The organism is Aliivibrio fischeri (assembly GCA_038993745.2).
Classification (GTDB): Bacteria; Pseudomonadota; Gammaproteobacteria; order Enterobacterales; family Vibrionaceae; genus Aliivibrio; species Aliivibrio fischeri_B.
The window spans coordinates 2,525,732-2,542,325 of the sequence record CP160629.1; the positions used below are offsets into that span (position 1 = coordinate 2,525,732).

Annotated in this window: 13 protein-coding genes and 1 pseudogene; 5 read left to right on the plus strand and 9 right to left on the minus strand. The window is 39.4% G+C overall.

What is annotated here, in order from left to right; genetic code table 11:
• Nucleotides 1–49 precede the first annotated feature (49 nt).
• Genes yqiA through nudF form a run of 4 tightly spaced genes read right to left on the minus strand, consistent with a single transcriptional unit; the run spans nt 50 to nt 2,545 of the window.
• Nucleotides 50–634 carry an esterase YqiA gene (yqiA, locus tag AAFX60_012105; protein ID XDF77388.1) on the minus strand — a complete coding sequence of 195 codons (585 nt, stop codon included), beginning with the start codon at nt 632–634 and terminating at the stop codon, nt 50–52.
• Nucleotides 634–1,458 carry a 3',5'-cyclic-AMP phosphodiesterase gene (gene cpdA / locus AAFX60_012110; protein ID XDF77389.1) on the minus strand — a complete coding sequence of 275 codons (825 nt, stop codon included), beginning with the start codon at nt 1,456–1,458 and terminating at the stop codon, nt 634–636. Before cpdA ends, yqiA begins: the two co-directional genes overlap by 1 nt.
• A 15-nt stretch (nt 1,459–1,473) precedes the next feature.
• Entirely contained in the window at nt 1,474–1,905 is a 432-nt protein-coding gene (locus AAFX60_012115; protein ID XDF77390.1) for a DUF1249 family protein, read from the minus strand.
• A gap of 1 nt (nt 1,906) precedes the next feature.
• Complete coding sequence (gene nudF, locus AAFX60_012120) at nt 1,907–2,545, minus strand: ADP-ribose diphosphatase (GenBank protein XDF77391.1); 639 nt, start codon at nt 2,543–2,545, stop codon at nt 1,907–1,909.
• A 232-nt stretch (nt 2,546–2,777) separates the two neighbouring features.
• Here nudF and tolC point away from each other — a divergent pair, with 232 nt between their 5' ends.
• Nucleotides 2,778–4,103 carry an outer membrane channel protein TolC gene (gene tolC / locus AAFX60_012125; protein ID XDF77392.1) on the plus strand — a complete coding sequence of 442 codons (1,326 nt, stop codon included), beginning with the start codon at nt 2,778–2,780 and terminating at the stop codon, nt 4,101–4,103.
• 93 nt (nt 4,104–4,196) lie between these two features.
• On the opposite strand, the gene hldE is transcribed toward tolC, so the two are convergent.
• The 3 genes and pseudogenes from hldE to AAFX60_012140 form a co-directional block, all read right to left on the minus strand.
• Nucleotides 4,197–5,627 (minus strand): bifunctional D-glycero-beta-D-manno-heptose-7-phosphate kinase/D-glycero-beta-D-manno-heptose 1-phosphate adenylyltransferase HldE, encoded by a 1,431-nt coding sequence (gene hldE / locus AAFX60_012130; protein ID XDF77393.1) that lies wholly within the window; start codon nt 5,625–5,627, stop codon nt 4,197–4,199.
• Between the two features lie 135 nt (nt 5,628–5,762).
• Nucleotides 5,763–8,619 (minus strand): annotated as a pseudogene (gene glnE, locus AAFX60_012135) (bifunctional [glutamate--ammonia ligase]-adenylyl-L-tyrosine phosphorylase/[glutamate--ammonia-ligase] adenylyltransferase).
• A 205-nt stretch (nt 8,620–8,824) separates the two neighbouring features.
• On the minus strand, nt 8,825–10,426 hold the full coding sequence (locus AAFX60_012140) for a methyl-accepting chemotaxis protein (protein ID XDF77394.1): 1,602 nt from the start codon (nt 10,424–10,426) through the stop codon (nt 8,825–8,827).
• 106 nt (nt 10,427–10,532) lie between these two features.
• Between AAFX60_012140 and AAFX60_012145 the strand changes: the two genes are divergently transcribed.
• Nucleotides 10,533–11,297, plus strand: coding sequence for an ion transporter (locus AAFX60_012145; protein ID XDF77395.1), 765 nt, complete (start codon nt 10,533–10,535; stop codon nt 11,295–11,297).
• Between the two features lie 84 nt (nt 11,298–11,381).
• On the opposite strand, the gene AAFX60_012150 is transcribed toward AAFX60_012145, so the two are convergent.
• Nucleotides 11,382–12,899: an inorganic triphosphatase gene (locus AAFX60_012150; GenBank protein ID XDF77396.1), complete on the minus strand. Its 1,518-nt coding sequence runs from the start codon at nt 12,897–12,899 to the stop codon at nt 11,382–11,384.
• Between the two features lie 185 nt (nt 12,900–13,084).
• On the opposite strand from AAFX60_012150, the gene AAFX60_012155 reads away from it, so the two are divergent.
• The 3 genes from AAFX60_012155 to AAFX60_012165 all read left to right on the plus strand — a co-directional run bounded on the left by AAFX60_012155 (nt 13,085) and on the right by AAFX60_012165 (nt 15,853).
• On the plus strand, nt 13,085–13,765 hold the full coding sequence (locus tag AAFX60_012155; GenBank protein XDF77397.1) for a TIGR00153 family protein: 681 nt from the start codon (nt 13,085–13,087) through the stop codon (nt 13,763–13,765).
• A 27-nt stretch (nt 13,766–13,792) separates the two neighbouring features.
• Entirely contained in the window at nt 13,793–15,073 is a 1,281-nt protein-coding gene (locus tag AAFX60_012160; GenBank protein XDF77398.1) for an inorganic phosphate transporter, read from the plus strand.
• Nucleotides 15,074–15,241: 168 nt separating this feature from the next.
• Complete coding sequence (locus AAFX60_012165) at nt 15,242–15,853, plus strand: TIGR04211 family SH3 domain-containing protein (GenBank protein ID XDF77399.1); 612 nt, start codon at nt 15,242–15,244, stop codon at nt 15,851–15,853.
• A gap of 63 nt (nt 15,854–15,916) precedes the next feature.
• Here AAFX60_012165 and AAFX60_012170 read toward each other — a convergent pair whose 3' ends face one another.
• The gene (locus AAFX60_012170; GenBank protein XDF77400.1) at nt 15,917–16,594 is read right to left on the minus strand and encodes a general secretion pathway protein GspB; all 678 of its coding nucleotides are present in this window, start codon (nt 16,592–16,594) and stop codon (nt 15,917–15,919) included.

Here is a 16,594-nt window from a genome sequence, read left to right on the forward strand (position 1 = left end):
GTATTAAAGATTGTATCGATACTGTGTCTCTTGCGTAGAGAAACAGTAACTATAAATTTAGAAATTGAATAATTTGTTCAGGATAACGCTCAAAGTTAACAAAACTATGATCGCCACCTTTTTCTATTGTCTGTTTACAAGCTGAATACTTATCTACAGCTTGTCGATAATCGAGGACTTCATCGCCTTCTTGTTGCAATAACCATAAGTCATCAACAGAATGTAACGTTTCTACTTGCAACGCTAACAGCTCTTCCATGTGCTTCTCTTCAAGAAAGTATTCTTCTTGAGTATATGGGTTTACTTGCTTTCCAAGGTAATCGGCGAGTAACTCATAAGGCTTAACCGCAGGGTTAACTAAAGCCACTTTAAAACCATATTGATGATTTAACCACGTAGATAAATACCCACCAAGAGAGCTACCGACCAAACCAATCTGATGCGTGTCTTTATATTCTTCAACAAGTTGAACTAAAAACTCTGCCGCTTGTGAAGGATAAGAAGGTAAACGAGGCACGATAACCTTGATATCTGGCCGATGTACTTTGCAATGCTCAGCCATGACTTGTGCCTTATGAGATAAAGGAGAGCTGTTAAAACCGTGAATATACAAAAGCAAACTTGGTTTATACATTAGTAGCCCCCAGCTTCACTATCCGCTGAAAAGTCACAATCTTTAAGTCGATATACCTGCGTTTCAATATCACCATTTGGTAATAAGTCTAATGTTCTCCAACCTGGAGCTTGAGAATCCAAAGCAAAATCATCTGAATCAGGAAGAAATTGCACACAAGTAGATGGTGTAGCTAATAAGCGAATACCGTTAACAACTCGGTCTAACTCTTGATGAATATGCCCGCAAACAATTCCATTCACATTATGATATTTTGCTAAGACAGACCAAAATTGCTCACTTTCTTTAAGTTGATGCTGATCTAACCAAGCACTTCCAGCAGGCAATGGATGGTGATGCAATAATACCAATGAATGACGTTGAGGGTGTTGAGATAATGCGTTATCTAATAATGTTAACTGCTCATCAGATAAAGCACCATGAGGAACACCTACAACTTGGCTGTCCAGAATAATCACTTGCCAATGCTGACCAATAAGTAAATGTTCACACGCACTAATCTGTGGAGAAGGTAAAACACCGCCCATGCTTGGCTTATAGTCATGATTACCAGGAAGCCAAAAACAAGGCTTTTTTAGAGGCATTATTCCCTTAACAAAGTGCTGATAAGATTCAACGGTATGATCTTGAGAAATATCACCCGTAGCAAGAATGGCATCAAAATCAGGAGTTCGCTGTAGTACTTGTTCTACAACGCTTTGAAAGCTTTTTCGTGTAGGTACGCCAAGTAATGCACCATCTTCTGGCGCAAACAAGTGGGTATCTGTTATCTGTAACAAGCGAATCGAATCGCTTTCTTCATTAAGTAATGTTTCAGAGAGCAAAATAGCTACAACCTTTTAATTCTTTTCTAAAAAAATGGGTTCTTGGCTTATCCCATTTTTTAAACAAAACGTCAGCCAGTCACTTAGGAACTGGTTTAATTGATGCTTTTCATCTTTCTGAAGCATCTTTCCATTTGGATAATCATATTTTGCTTTGATATAAGCAAGTTGCTGACTTGCACATACCTCAGCAACTCTCGCATCATGATAAAGTCGAACCGTTAATTTCGGAAGTGGATATATCGGTTGTTCATCAATCTGATAAACCTCAACCAATGTGGTATAAACAGTGACTTCCAAGACTTTTATCTGATACTGCTGCTGGCACACTTGATAGCTTGCTAATGCACCTATATTTTCTTTCTTTGGTAAAAGAGACACTAATTTAGCGTAATTAGTTTCATATACTCTCATCAAGCTCGCTAAATCTACATGGTATTTACGCATGTTATTGCGCATTCCACTGTGATCGCAAACGCGAAACATTTAATTCTAACCATTGAAGAGCAATAATTGAGGCTGCATTCTCAATTATGCCACGATTAACAAGGGCATACGCCTCTTCACGAGAAACAACATGTACTTGAATATCTTCGTTTTCATCTTCTAAACCGTGGATACCTTCGGCTTTAGAAGCATCAACACACCCAACAAAAACATCGATTCTTTCAGTACAGCCACCCGAAGATGGATAAAAATGCGATATTTTCTCTAAATGAGCAACGGTTATACCGGCTTCTTCATCGGCCTCACGAACGGCCACTTGCTCTGCTGATTCATCTTTATCGATCATTCCAGCGACAATTTCATACTGCCAAGGCGCGTTGGATTCTAATGCTCCAACTCGGATCTGTTCAATTAATACAACCTGATCCGTTTTAGGATCATAAGGCAATAATGCAACCGCATGACCTCGTTCAAAAAGCTCTCGTTCAATGACTTCACTCCAACCGCCGCTAAACAATTGGTGACGAAAAGCAACTTTTGTCATTTTAAAGAAACCATTAAACAAAGGCTCTTTCGATATTATTTCAACATCTTCAGAACCAAACTGATTCACTAGGTCTATATTTGATGATAAAACCATCGATTCCTCTCAATTTCTCGCTCTGTTTTATCACTCATTTTTACGAGCAACAATTTATTAACTCAACTTTTTTGATAATGCTTACATTTTTTTTATAAGCTTTCCATTATATTTCTTTGAAGTAATGCTTATAAAACGTAAAAAAACGTAATCTTTAGAGCCAGAGGGTGTCTAGATAAGGTACACTCTATGAACTATATTATATAAAACAATTTTTGCAGGACAAACCACCATGAGAAAACTGCTTCCACTCTTTATTGGAATGGCACTAGGTAGTTTCAGCTCTTTAGCTGCTGCCGATGATCTAGCACAAGTCTACAACCAAGCTAAAGAAAATGACCCTCAGCTATTAAGAGCTGCTGCAACGAAAGACGCAGCGTTTGAAGCGGTAAACTCTTCGCAAAGTTCATTGTTACCTCAAATCGACTTAACAGCAGGCTACAATATTTTACGTAGTGACAACGATACTCGTGATAATGATCGTTTAACTGCTGGTATTAACCTTTCTCAAGAGCTATACCAACAATCTAGCTGGGTTAGCTTAGACATTGCAGAGAAAAGCGCTCGCCAAGCAGACTCGGCATATGCAGCAGAACAACAAGGTGTCATTTTACGTGTCGCACAAGCTTACTTTGACGTGCTGCGTGCCAACGATAACCTAGAATTTGTACGAGCAGAAAAAGCAGCCGTTGCTCGTCAACTTGAACAAACAAAACAACGTTTTGATGTAGGTTTGTCAGCAATTACCGATGTTCATGATGCTCAAGCTCAATACGATAGCGTATTAGCAAATGAAGTATTAACAGAGAACCAATTAGTAAATAGCTACGAAGATTTACGAGTAATTACAGGCCAGGGCCATACTCACCTAAGCGTACTTGATACTAAACGCTTTTCAGCAAGCCCATCAGAGCAATCATCTGATAGCCTAATTGAAGAAGCACAAGAGAAAAACTTGAGTTTATTAGCCGCTCGTATCAGCGCTGATGTAGCAAAAGATAATATTTCTCTAGCAAGTTCTGGTCACATGCCATCACTGACATTTGATGCGGGTTATAACTACACGGATCAAAGTGGCACAAAAAATGGCTTTAATGATGATAGCTACGGCGACATCAATGCTGGTATTAATTTATATATCCCATTATATACCGGTGGTAATACAAGCTCACTAACAAGCCAAGCTGAATTCCAATATGTAGCAGCAAGCCAAGAGCTAGAAGCAACGTACCGTGATGTAACTAAAAATGTACGTGCATTTAATAACAACATCAATGCGTCAATTGGTGCTTTAAAAGCATACGAACAAACAGTTATCTCTGCACAATCAGCATTAGAAGCGACAGAAGCAGGTTTTGATGTTGGTACTCGTACTATTGTTGATGTATTAGACTCTACTCGTCGTTTGTATGATGCAAACCGTAACTTAGCAAACGCTCGTTACGATTACATTATTAGCGTACTTCAGTTAAAACAAGCAGTTGGCACACTAAGCGAACAAGATATCATGGATATCAACATGGGTTTAAAAGCAAATAAGACGACGCAAACCAAATAAGTTGATACCAATTATGTAATTACGACATAATTAGCACACAAACAAAAAAGCCACATTACTATAATGTGGCTTTTCTTTTATCCGTTGCCGCTATTAGCCGCGACCGCCTTTAATGGCTTCAATGATACCTGTTGTTGAACAGCCATCTTCAAAGTTTAATACTTTAACTTCACCACCCGCAGCAATCACTTCGGCACCACCAGCGATATCTTCAATCGCATAATCACCGCCTTTAACCAATAGCGATGGCAATACTTGTGAGATCAATCTTTGTGGTGTGTCTTCAGAGAAAGGAACAACCCAATCAACTGCACCTAAACCAGCCAATACCGCCATGCGACGATCTGTTGGGTTAATAGGACGACCAGGACCTTTTAATCGTTGTACTGATTCATTAGTGTTAACAGCAACAATCAAACGATCACCCAATTCAGCAGCATGATTTAAATAAGAAACATGACCTGCATGTAAAATATCAAAACAGCCATTTGTCATAACAACTTTCTCACCACGAGCACGAGCTTGTTTTACTGCACTGATCAGCTGTTCTTCACCGATAATACCAAAGCCAGAGTCTTGGCTACCATGAATTGCTTCTGCAAGTTCAATGGTTGATAGCGTAGAAGTACCTAATTTACCAACAACAACACCCGCAGCGGCGTTTGCTAATGCACACGCTTCATCTAACGGTTTACCTGTTGATACTGATGCAGCCAATACTGAAATAACCGTATCACCAGCACCTGTCACATCAAACACTTCACGTGCTTGAGTAGGTAAATGCAATGGTTCCATATTACGGCGTAGTAATGTCATACCATGTTCACTACGAGTAACAAGTAATGCTTCAAAATCAAACTCTTCGATAATCTGTTGGCCTTTTGCTACTAGATCATCTTCATCTTTAACTTTGCCAACTACCGTTTCAAATTCAAGCATATTAGGCGTTAATAACGTTGCACCACGGTAACGCTCAAAATCGGCACCTTTAGGATCAATAAACACAGGTACATTGACTTTACGTGCTTCTTGAATCATCAACTGAACGTGCTCTAAAGCGCCTTTCGCATAATCAGAAAGAACAACGGCTTTTACGCTTGATAGTGCTTGTTGCATACGGCTAATAATCGGTTCTGCAGCAACATCATGGAAGCTATCTTCAAAATCCAAACGAATAAGTTGCTGACCGCGACTCATCACTCGTAATTTAGTAATAGTTGGAAATTCAGGAAGAGCAACAAAGTCACAATGTACTTTTAATGACTCTAATGTTGTTGTTAATGCTTGTGCTGGCTCATCTTCACCAACCAATCCAACTAAGTGTGCATCACCACCTAATGCAGCAATATTCATTGCTACGTTTGCTGCACCACCTGGACGTTCTTCAATTTTTTCAACTTTAACAACAGGTACTGGTGCTTCTGGTGAAATACGACTCGTAGGGCCACCCCAGTAACGGTCAAGCATCACATCACCAACAATCAATACGCTTGATTGATCATAATTTGGAAGTGTCGGTTTCATTCTTTTCTCCGGCAATAAATAGCAAACTATCCACCATTATTGGTTCGAGCTATTTATAAAAAATCTACTGTTACAAATGGTAGCATTTACGCAAGTTCTACGCCAACTTAGTCGTTTTAAACCTAACGTTAACTATTATTTAAGCCAATGCTCCCAAGCTTTTATTACGGCGTTTCTTTCACCACTGAATTTATCGTCTTCTACGTCGGCATCAAAACCAAGTAAATTACGGTGGTGTATTTCATTTCTTAATGTGCAATAAGCCTCAATGAGCTCATTTGCAGTACCATTGTCCATCACATCTTGCTGAGCAAAACTTTCAAATATTCTAACGTTATCTGACCAATGGGTTAACTTTGGAAGCGTATGGCTGTATTTCAAAACAAGATATTGTGCCAAAAACTCAATATCTGTAATTCCCCAGCATCTTGCTTAATCATGAAGCGATGTGCTTTTTCCCACCAAGGTGATCACGCATTTTTTCTCGCATATCAAGAACATCTTGTTTTAGCTTTTCATCTTCTCGCTCTAAGCACAAAATCTCATGCCGTGTGACTTTAAACGCCTGCTGTAATTGCTCATCACCATAAATCATACGAGCCCGAACTAAAGCTTGATGCTCCCATGTCCACGCATCTTCTCTTTGGTATTCATCAAACGCCTCACTCGTACTAACGAGCAAACCCGATGCTCCAGATGGACGCAAACGAGTATCCACTTCATACAAAATGCCTGATGCGGTACGAACTGAAAAGATATGAATAATGCGCTGCGCTAATCGTAGATAAAACTGACGACCATCAATCTCTTTTTTACCATTGGTATACGTATTCACATCACAATCGTGCATGAATACGATATCGAGGTCGGAGTTATAACCTAGCTCCCATCCGCCCACTTTACCATAACCAATAACCGCAAAACCTTTACTATCTCTACCTTCTAAATGAGATGGTTCACCAAACTTCTCTGTTACTTGTAACCAAGCTTGGTTAACAACCGCTTCTACTATTGCTTCTGATAAATAAGTTAAGTGATCACTCACTTTCATTAACGATAACCCACCAGCAATGTCTGATGCAGCAATTCTAAGCAAGCATATTTGCTTAAACTGACGCAAAGCTTCCATTTGCTGTTCCATGTCATCTTCAGGAATACGAGCTAAAAACTCGCGCAATTCGACTTTATATTGGCTTAATTCAATAGGATTATAGAGTTGGTTAATATCCAATAGTTCATCTAATAATATTGGATATCGCGTTAATTGCTCTGCAACCATTGGACTTGCTGAACATAAACGAACCAAATGCTGCAGTGCACCATTATGTTCATCTAATAGTTCCAGATAAGTCGTTCGAGTTGCAATGGCCTGAATTAATTTAGTTAAGCGAGGTAAAGTATCAGCTGCGTCTTCTCGCTTAATCACAATATTGAACAATTTCGGCATTAAATGCGTAATCGCATCTCGCCCTCTTGGTCCTAAGGTTTTCTTTTTCAGCTCACCTTTAAAGTCAATAATCTGATTAGTGAGTTGTACTGATTGTTCTGGATTGAGCTCTTCAAGAATGTGTTCTAGTACTTCTTTGTTATGAGCCATATCCCATAACTCACGGTAGGATGAATCAATACTATTCTCTAACTCGTCATCATCATCGCCAATCAGATCATGAAACACCGCATGAATTGACGTCATATGTTGCTGTATTTCTGCATACAAGGTTGACCAATCTTGCATTCCCATGGCAAAAGCTAAACGCATTTGATCTCTTTCATCATCAGGTAGCGTCTGCGTTTGTTTGTCATTGATGGCTTGCAACAGATTTTCTAAACGTCTTAAAAAGCAATACCCTGCCATCAAGGTATCAACATCTGAAACAGAAAGTTGTCCTAATTCTTTAATCGCAGATAAGGTTTCTAATAACCCTCGACCACGCAATGATGGTTCACGCCCACCACGAATAAGTTGGAATACTTGAGCAATGAACTCAACTTCTCGAATACCACCTGCACCTAATTTAATATTGTTACTTAATCCACGACGGCGAACTTCACTGGTGATCATGGATTTCATTCGACGTAATGCTTGAATGGCACCAAAATCAATATAGCGACGGAAAACAAAGGGACGCAGCATTTGGCGAAGTTCTTGATAATGGCTATACGTTTCTTTACCCATTACTCGCGCTTTTATCATTGCGTAACGTTCCCAGTCACGCCCTTGCTCTTGATAATAGTCTTCCAACGCAGCGTAACTCATGACTAATGGTCCACTATCTCCAAATGGACGAAGTCGTAAATCAACTCGATAACAGAAGCCATCAAATGTTTTTTGATCTAATGCTTTAATCAGCTTTTGCCCTAATCGAGTAAAAAATTGCGCATTGGCAATGCTACGACGAGCACCTTCTGTCTCACCGTTTTCAGGGTAAGTAAAAATCAAATCTATATCGGATGAGAAATTCAACTCTCCACCACCCAATTTCCCCATACCGATAATGAGCATAGGTTGATCTTCACCTTTCGCGTTCTTAGGTGTTCCCCAATCAATACAGGCTTGCTTATATAACCATTGATAAGACTCAACAATTAAGGCCTCAGCCAGTAAAGATAGGTGAGATAAGCTTTTCTCTAATGACCAATTGGATATTTCATTGTGAGCTAAATTAAAATCCTGCCATGCAATGTAACTCATCTCTCGACGGCGAAAATAGCGAAGCTCCCGCATTAAGCTATTTTCATCGGCACACTTCGCTAATTGGGCTTGTAATAACTCTCGATATTGTTCACTACGGCACTCCACCTCGAATAAACTTGGAAAATGCTGACAAAGATATTCATCTTGTTCAAACGCTTCATGAAGAAAGTCACTGCATCCCAAAGCTATCATTAATTGAGTTTTAAACGCTTCTGGCCACGATTGAATATGGTCAAGATATGTAAGCTCTTGCAAACGATGTTCAGCGAGAGAAAGTAGAGATGATGGCAAAGACATGATATTCCTTATCGAAAATTCCATTCATACCAATTCAAGCGAATAGATGAATCGGTTATGTTAACAAGTAAAATAGCCATATACTTTTTTGGATTAGTTGCATAGTACATAGAGCAAATAACACTGTGCCAAATTTTAGTTTTAGCCGCAAACAAAAACGCCTACAACTGGAGTGTAGGCGTTATTAATTTTAAAACAGGATAGGCTAGATTTTAAAAACCTTCATTTTTGACTCTAATTCTTCTGCATTTTTCTGCATTTCTTCTGAGGTTTCAGTTAACTCAGTCATCACCACAACAGAAGCATCAACCAACTCTCTCACATTAGTTAGGTTTTGATCCATTTCCTCCGCAACACTGCTTTGTTGGTCGGCCGCACTTGCGATCTGGAAATTCATTTCGTTGATTTTATTTACTTGCTCAACAATACGATCGAGTTCAGATCCTGCATTCGTAACAAGTTCAACGCCTTCCGCAGCTTCAACTACGCTTTTTTCCATCAACTCTACAGCTTGATTAGCACTATTTTGAAGTTGCGTGATCATATCTTGAATTTCGACTGTTGCTCCTTGAGTGCTTTGAGCAAGATTTCTCACTTCATCGGCAACAACTGCAAAACCACGACCAGCATCACCAGCACGAGCAGCTTCAATTGCCGCATTAAGAGCAAGTAAGTTAGTTTGTTCTGAAATACCACGGATGGTTTCAACAACAGAGCTAATAGAAACCACTCGTTCTTCAACTTGATTTACCACTTCAGCTGACGCTGCAATATCGCCAGACAATGCTTGAATCTTAACAATCGTACCTTCTACAAACTCTTGACCAATCTTCGCTTGAGATTGAGCTTGTTCAGTTCCAATTGAAGCATTACGTGCATTCTCAGCCACATTTTGAACCGTTGAGTTCATTTCACTCATCGCTGTTGCTAGCTGGTCAATTTCTGCAAACTCCTCTTGAGCCGCTTCCTTTGTACCTTCCATACTAATAGTCATGATTTCAGTTAAACCCGCTAGCTCTTGAGAAGCTGATAACTGAGTCTCAACAACACTCTTTAGTTGTAATCGTGTTTTATTCAACTCTCTTGCTAAATCACCAAATTCATCTTTACAGTTCATCTCTACAGGCTCTGATAAATTTTGCTCCGCGATCTGCTTCATTGACGTATTCAAATATTTCATTTGTCTCAACATAATGCTTGAAGCACCAAGTAAAATAACCATGAATGACACAATCATTGCCAAGGTTTGCCAGATCACTTGTGTGAGATAATCTTGATAATATTGCTCTGCAACACTGGCTGATTGAGAGGCCACAACAACCCAGTTATGGTCTGGAACTTTAACGGCTGACTCATATCGAGTGTGATCAAGTAATGAATAGGTTTTATTAGAAGCGAGTTGTTCAAATACTTTTTGCAATGACCCACCGTCGTCTAGCGATTGAGTCAAAGATGACATTGATGTCGCTGATTGGTGCCCAAAGACTTTACCACTATCACGATCAATAACATAAATGTAGTTACCGTCTTTCCAGCCCTTAGCTTGAATTGTGATGGCTTCTGCAGCTAACTCTTTTCCTTCAGCGTTATAATTAAGTAGACGATTAACAAGTTCAGCATTCGCCATTGCTGATTCTTGTGCTCGCTCTTTCTGAATAGTAATAACGGATTGATAAAATGTGTTTGCATCCCATAACTGTTTCGTTACCAACAATATAGTACTAAATACCATTAACATGACCAACTTTGGTACCAGTTTAATATCGGTGACTAGCCTTTCCCATGGCTTAAACGTTATTACTGACATAGTTTCTCCCGCAACCTTTCAGAATTAAATTTTTTAGTGCATGATAAAAATGCTTCATGCAGATACACACATCACTTTTGTTTTTAACGGAAATGCATAAATAATTATGATGAATCATAACAAAGTTGACCTTAAACCGATGAGCTTAATGTCACTGATACTTTCCTTTTTATCGCTAATTGTGATCTCTAGCTTACTGTTTGTACCACTAGAACATAGTAGCCGCACAATACTGATCGCACTTGATACTATTATCTGCGCACTCTTTTTATTTCAACTATCTCTAGACTTATTCCGAACAAAACATAAAACACAATATTTAAAAGATCATTGGATAGATTTTGTTGCTAGCATTCCGATTATTGAACCTGTTCGTTATGCTCGTATTTTTCACATTCTGCGTGTTTTCCGCTTACTGCGTTCTAGCCAATCATTACTAAAACAAATCCGTTCAAATCGAAAAGAAGCCACGATTGCTTCTATTTTAGTATTAATGGTTAGCCTTATTTCGTTAGGCTCTGTCTTTATGTTGATGTTTGAAGGCCATAACCCTAACGCTAACATACAAACCGCAGGAGATGCTGTATGGTGGGCCTTTGTGACTATTTCAACGGTCGGATATGGAGATCATTATCCAATAACAGTGGCTGGAAAAATTTTAGCTGTAATGATTATTTTATCTGGTGTTGGCATTTTCGGCATGATCTCAGGCTTAATAACATCAATCATCACAGAGCCTGCGAAACTAGAACAAAGACGACATGAGCAACAAGAAAAGCGAGAAAGAGATGAAAAAATCAATTTACTCTTACAACAGCAAGCTGAAATTCTGAAAAAAATTGAGTTAATTGAAAATAAAAAAGAGAAGTAATCAACCCAATGTAGAGTGATGACTTCTCTTCTTTGTGAATCCTAACTCTTATTAACTAAGAGTTGGATAAATAGCTACCGCTCGCTATTGCCAATAAGGAGGATACTCAAGCCCTGCTCGACGAGTTTGCTCCATAGCATGCAAAATTGATCGCTCTTGACGCAACAACCAACGCTCAAGTTGCTCTTTCTCTTCTTCATCTTCCAGAAGCTGCACTCTTGAACGTAATGGCTCTAAACTCATCAAGTCACCAATACCTTGTAATAAATCTAACCAAGGTAATCGGAATCCTTTTCTTCGCTCTTCATCATAAATAAGAGCAAAACAAGTACCTGTCATTAAATTACGGCGTAAACGCATTTTCTGTTTAAAGTAATCAACAGGTAATAATTGATTTTCAGTAGAGAAAGCAGAATCTAACGCTTCCCAAGTACGATCAAGCAATATACCAGAATGACTATCAATAGATTCTTGTAACACTTGACGTTTTTTATCATCAAGGAAAGGCTGCCAATCACGAGTTAAAATCCAACGGCTTAGATCCAGCAGTAGCCCACAATAACGAGCCGACATCAGCAACTTCATCATTTCATCCGTCGTTGGTAACGCTTCCGCACTCTCTTTTAAGCTAGCAACTAAAAATTTACGTGCATCTAATTTTCTTAACACGTGGCCTTTTTCTTCTATTAAATACTCAAGGTGTTCAGACTCATCAAGCCAATGCAACTCTTCTTCTAACCATTTCAACTCTTGACGCAATAACTCACTGGCTCGCTTTGGTACCATTTCACCAAATACCAAGAAAATTTGTCGCAAGAATGCGATAGCAATGCGAATTTCTTGTAGTGCTAATTTATCCTGAGTATCGATATAAATTTGTTCATGATAATGCCAATGTGACAACGCATGTTCTAAAGAATTAACAAAACACGTTTCTACACTATCGCTTGATTCGGTTCTTACTAAGGTTAACGGTTTTACGCTATCCGCAGGCGTATCCATCGCTAAGCGATACCCTTTTGCCGCTTTACTTTGGTTACCCAATCGCATTCCACCAGAGCTACACAAATCACGAGCTAGAGTAAATAGAGCATCCGTTTGACCCGATTTCAGTTCTAATTCCACTTCACAAATCGGTGTAGTTTTATCACCCGAAATCACCTCACCTTGGTCAAATGCCAATTCAATTTCACTGCCATCAGGCATAGCAACTAACCATTGTTGACGAACAAAATTGGTAGAAAAAAGAGGAGAAAGTTGCTGCTGAAGATCTTCTAAAGCAATGTCATCAGGCCATGCATCGGAAGGATGTAAATAGACATTTGGAATATCAGAATCGTGATCTGCATTGTATTCTGGTCGTTGATGCAAACCAGCAACAACTCTTCCCGCTGTCTTTAATGTTTGGATGCGTTCATCATTAAATCGTCGGATTCTAAGTCCAGTATCATGCTTACGAAGATGCTGTTCAGGAGTATCAAAATAGATGTTTCCTAGGTTGAGACAGCTTTGTTCTATGACTTTCGCGCCTGAAATTTTGTCTATAATAGTGTCTACAAACTCAGGAAATACAAAAAATTTCAATTCTATTTCAGTTTCCATAATGACCTCATAACCGTTGTCTTTCCAAGGATATGGCTTAAACTGTTCGGTATCAAGCAAGAAATAATGCCCAAACCATGATCTAAAGTAGTTTTATTGAGTCTAGGATTGGGTTAACATTCGCGCCTTTATGGCCATCGTCTAACAAATCACCATTAGGTGCTTGTTTTATAGGTTAAGAAACCATGCCAGTAAATACTATTATGGGGTTATTCGCAAAGTCCCCTATGAAACCTTTGCAGCGTCACGTTGTTTGTGTCAATGAATGCTGCTCACTGCTTGTTCCGTTTTTCGAAACGTGTACAAAAGGTGATTGGGAAAAAGCGAATGAAATTCGTACGCAGATTTCTCATTTAGAGAAAGAAGCGGATGTATTAAAACGTGAAATCCGTTTGAAGCTTCCACGCGGTTTATTCATGCCAGTTGATCGTACCGATATGCTTGGTCTTTTAACTCAGCAAGATAAACTTGCTAACTTAGCTAAAGATATTGCTGGCCGCGTTGTTGGTCGCCAACTTGAAATTCCAAGCTCCATGCAGGATGCATTTTTAGCTTATGTTCAACGCTGTTTAGATGCTGCTAGTCAAGCACAAGAAGTAATCAGCGAATTGGACGAGCTATTGGAAACAGGCTTTAAAGGACGTGAAGTCACTTTGGTTGCAGAGATGATCAATAAATTAGATATCATTGAAGATGATACTGATGAATTGCAAATTAAACTGCGCCAACAACTCATGAGCATCGAACACAAGTACAATCCGATCGATGTTATGTTCCTTTATAAAATCCTTGAGTGGGTTGGCGGCATTGCCGACCAAGCACAACGTGTTGGTTCTCGTTTAGAACTAATGCTATCTCGCTCATAAGTTTGTGATTCAGTAACAGGTAATACAATGGATATTCTTGCTAACTACGGCACGACCCTTATTTTAATCGCAGCCTTCTTTGGCTTCCTTATGGCTATTGGTATTGGTGCAAATGATGTTGCCAATGCAATGGGCACATCTGTAGGGTCTAAAGCACTAACAGTAAAACAAGCAATCATCATTGCTATGATCTTCGAATTTGCAGGGGCATACCTTGCAGGTGGTGAGGTTACAGATACAATCCGCAAAGGGGTAATTGATACCTCTCTATTCGCTAGCCAACCTGAAGTTTTAGTTTACGGTATGATGTCAGCACTACTTGCTGCTGGTACTTGGCTATTACTTGCTTCTTACATGGGCTGGCCAGTATCAACAACTCACTCAATCATTGGTGCTATCATTGGTTTCGCGTGTGTTGCTGTTGGTACTGAAGCGGTTGATTGGAGCTCAGTTCAAGGTATCGTTGGTAGTTGGTTAATTACCCCGCTTATCTCTGGTATCTTTGCTTATATGATATTTATCAGTGCTCAACGACTGATATTCGATACAGATAAGCCACTGATGAATGCGAAACGTTTTGTTCCTGTTTACATGTTCATTACGACTATGGTTATTGCTCTTGTTACGATCAAAAAAGGTCTAAAACATGTTGGCTTACATCTAAGTAATGGTGAGGCATGGGTTGCTTCTGCAGGTATTTCTGCATTAGTAATGGTTGGTGGTTACATTTATATTTCTCGTAAGTTTGCAAACACGGTAAACGATGAGAAAGACAGCCGTGGTTTTACTGGCGTAGAAAGTATCTTCAGTACGCTTATGGTTATCACTGCGTGTGCGATGGCTTTCGCTCACGGTTCAAACGATGTTGCTAATGCGATCGGTCCTCTATCTGCTGTTGTTTCAACAGTTGAACACATGGGTGAAATCACAGCGAAAAGTACAATTGCTTGGTGGATCCTTCCTCTAGGTGGTATTGGTATCGTTGTTGGTCTTGCAACATTAGGTCACAAAGTGATGGCAACAGTTGGTACTGGTATTACAGAACTGACTCCTAGCCGTGGTTTTGCTGCTCAACTAGCAACAGCCTCAACGGTTGTATTAGCATCAGGTACTGGTCTTCCAATCTCTACAACCCAAACACTTGTTGGTGCGGTTCTAGGTGTTGGTTTTGCTCGTGGTATTGGCGCACTAAACTTAGGTGTTGTTCGTAACATTGTGGCATCTTGGGTTGTTACCCTACCTGCTGGTGCGTTATTAGCCGTTGTTTTCTACTACGGAATGCAAGCGCTCTTCGGTATCGGCGCATAAGCGTAATCAATTTTGCAACAATGGCACAAAGAGGAGAGTAATATCTCCTCTTTTCTTGCATCTGGGCCTAATTATTTTTAGTATCTATACCTTCGTTTGAATCAATCAGATATCAACACTTGATGATCTGAAAATGATTCAGGGCCCATTTTTCAAAGGAATATTATTGTGAAGCATTTTATTAGCCTGATTCTACTTGCTTGGGCTATTGCTGCGCCAGCACAAGCTCAAACTCGTTATATTTCTGATAACCTGTTTACTTACATGCATTCAGGTCCAAGTAACCAATATAAAATTATTGGTAGTGTTAATGCCGGTGATCGCATCACTCAATTAGCAAGTAACAGAAGTACTGGCTTTACGCAAATCGTAGACACTAAAGGTCGTAAAGGCTGGGTTGAAAGTAAGTTTGTTTCTCGTCAACCTGGTTTAGGTGAACGTCTACCGAAAGTTGAAGAAGAATTAGCTTCAGTTAAAACGCAACTTGCTAACGCACGTAAAGCAGCTAACAATGAAAAAGCTGGATTAGCAGATAGCTTAGAGCAACGTAATAAGCAAATTCAAGATTTAGAGCAAAGCTACAGCGATGTAAATAATCAGCTAATCAGCTCTCAAACAGAAGTTCGTGAACTACGAGCTAAGCTTGATACGCAAAAAGAAGACTTACTACTAAAATACTTTATGTACGGCGGTGGTGTAGCTGGTATTGGTCTACTGTTTGGCTTACTGCTACCACACATGATCCCAAGTCGTAAGAAGAAACCAAATGGTTGGTCTTAATCGATAAGTTTTATGACATAAAAAAGCTCAGATTATTCTGAGCTTTTTTGTATGTGTTACAAATTACCCTTTCCATTCATACAGAGCAGGAATTTCAATTTTCTGTCCTTTAAATTCAACAACCACGTTTCTTGGATTAATTTCTAACAAAGAAGTATTCGATGTAATGTGTCCACCAATATTCACTTCTTTCCCATTAACTTTTACCCAACGACGGCTTGGTTTCGATGTGTAGTTATGAGTTTGAAAATTCATTGCAGGTAGACGACCTATAAATTGACCTGCATTTTTATCTAATGCGACCACGCCAGACTTAATCTCGGACTCTTCTGTTTCTGGTTCAATATATTCCTGTTCCGGATCGCTCAATATCGATTCAAACCGAGCAGCTAATTCCGGAGACAACTCAGACAAGTCCAATTCATTCACATTGAAATCACCAGAATCCCCCATGCTTTTATTTTTTGCTACCACCTTTGTTTCGGGTTCTGAAACCAAAGGAGGTGAAGTCGTATTACCTTTATTTTTCGCTGACGACACTAATGCGAGCTTCGTTGCTTGAATAGGTAATTTTTGAGTATCTACCTCTGGAAATGAAAGCTCTGTATAGGTAGAAGGTGGAATAATGATCTCTTGCTGCTGAGCTTGATAATAAGGCCAAGCTATATAAGCACTAAGCGATAACGGAGGTAGAATAATAATCACACCAATGAGTACGGGAGATATCGATTTCGACAACAT

Coding starts and splice junctions, on each gene's coding strand:
- yqiA (XDF77388.1), bottom strand. CDS start 634: ATGTATAAACCAAGTTTGCTTTTGTATATTCACGGTTTTAACAGCTCT.
- AAFX60_012115 (XDF77390.1), bottom strand. CDS start 1,905: ATGCGTAAATACCATGTAGATTTAGCGAGCTTGATGAGAGTATATGAA.
- nudF (XDF77391.1), bottom strand. CDS start 2,545: ATGGTTTTATCATCAAATATAGACCTAGTGAATCAGTTTGGTTCTGAA.
- tolC (XDF77392.1), top strand. CDS start 2,778: ATGAGAAAACTGCTTCCACTCTTTATTGGAATGGCACTAGGTAGTTTC.
- hldE (XDF77393.1), bottom strand. CDS start 5,627: ATGAAACCGACACTTCCAAATTATGATCAATCAAGCGTATTGATTGTT.
- AAFX60_012140 (XDF77394.1), bottom strand. CDS start 10,426: ATGTCAGTAATAACGTTTAAGCCATGGGAAAGGCTAGTCACCGATATT.
- AAFX60_012145 (XDF77395.1), top strand. CDS start 10,533: ATGATGAATCATAACAAAGTTGACCTTAAACCGATGAGCTTAATGTCA.
- AAFX60_012150 (XDF77396.1), bottom strand. CDS start 12,899: ATGGAAACTGAAATAGAATTGAAATTTTTTGTATTTCCTGAGTTTGTA.
- AAFX60_012155 (XDF77397.1), top strand. CDS start 13,085: ATGCCAGTAAATACTATTATGGGGTTATTCGCAAAGTCCCCTATGAAA.
- AAFX60_012160 (XDF77398.1), top strand. CDS start 13,793: ATGGATATTCTTGCTAACTACGGCACGACCCTTATTTTAATCGCAGCC.
- AAFX60_012170 (XDF77400.1), bottom strand. CDS start 16,594: ATGTTGTCGAAATCGATATCTCCCGTACTCATTGGTGTGATTATTATT.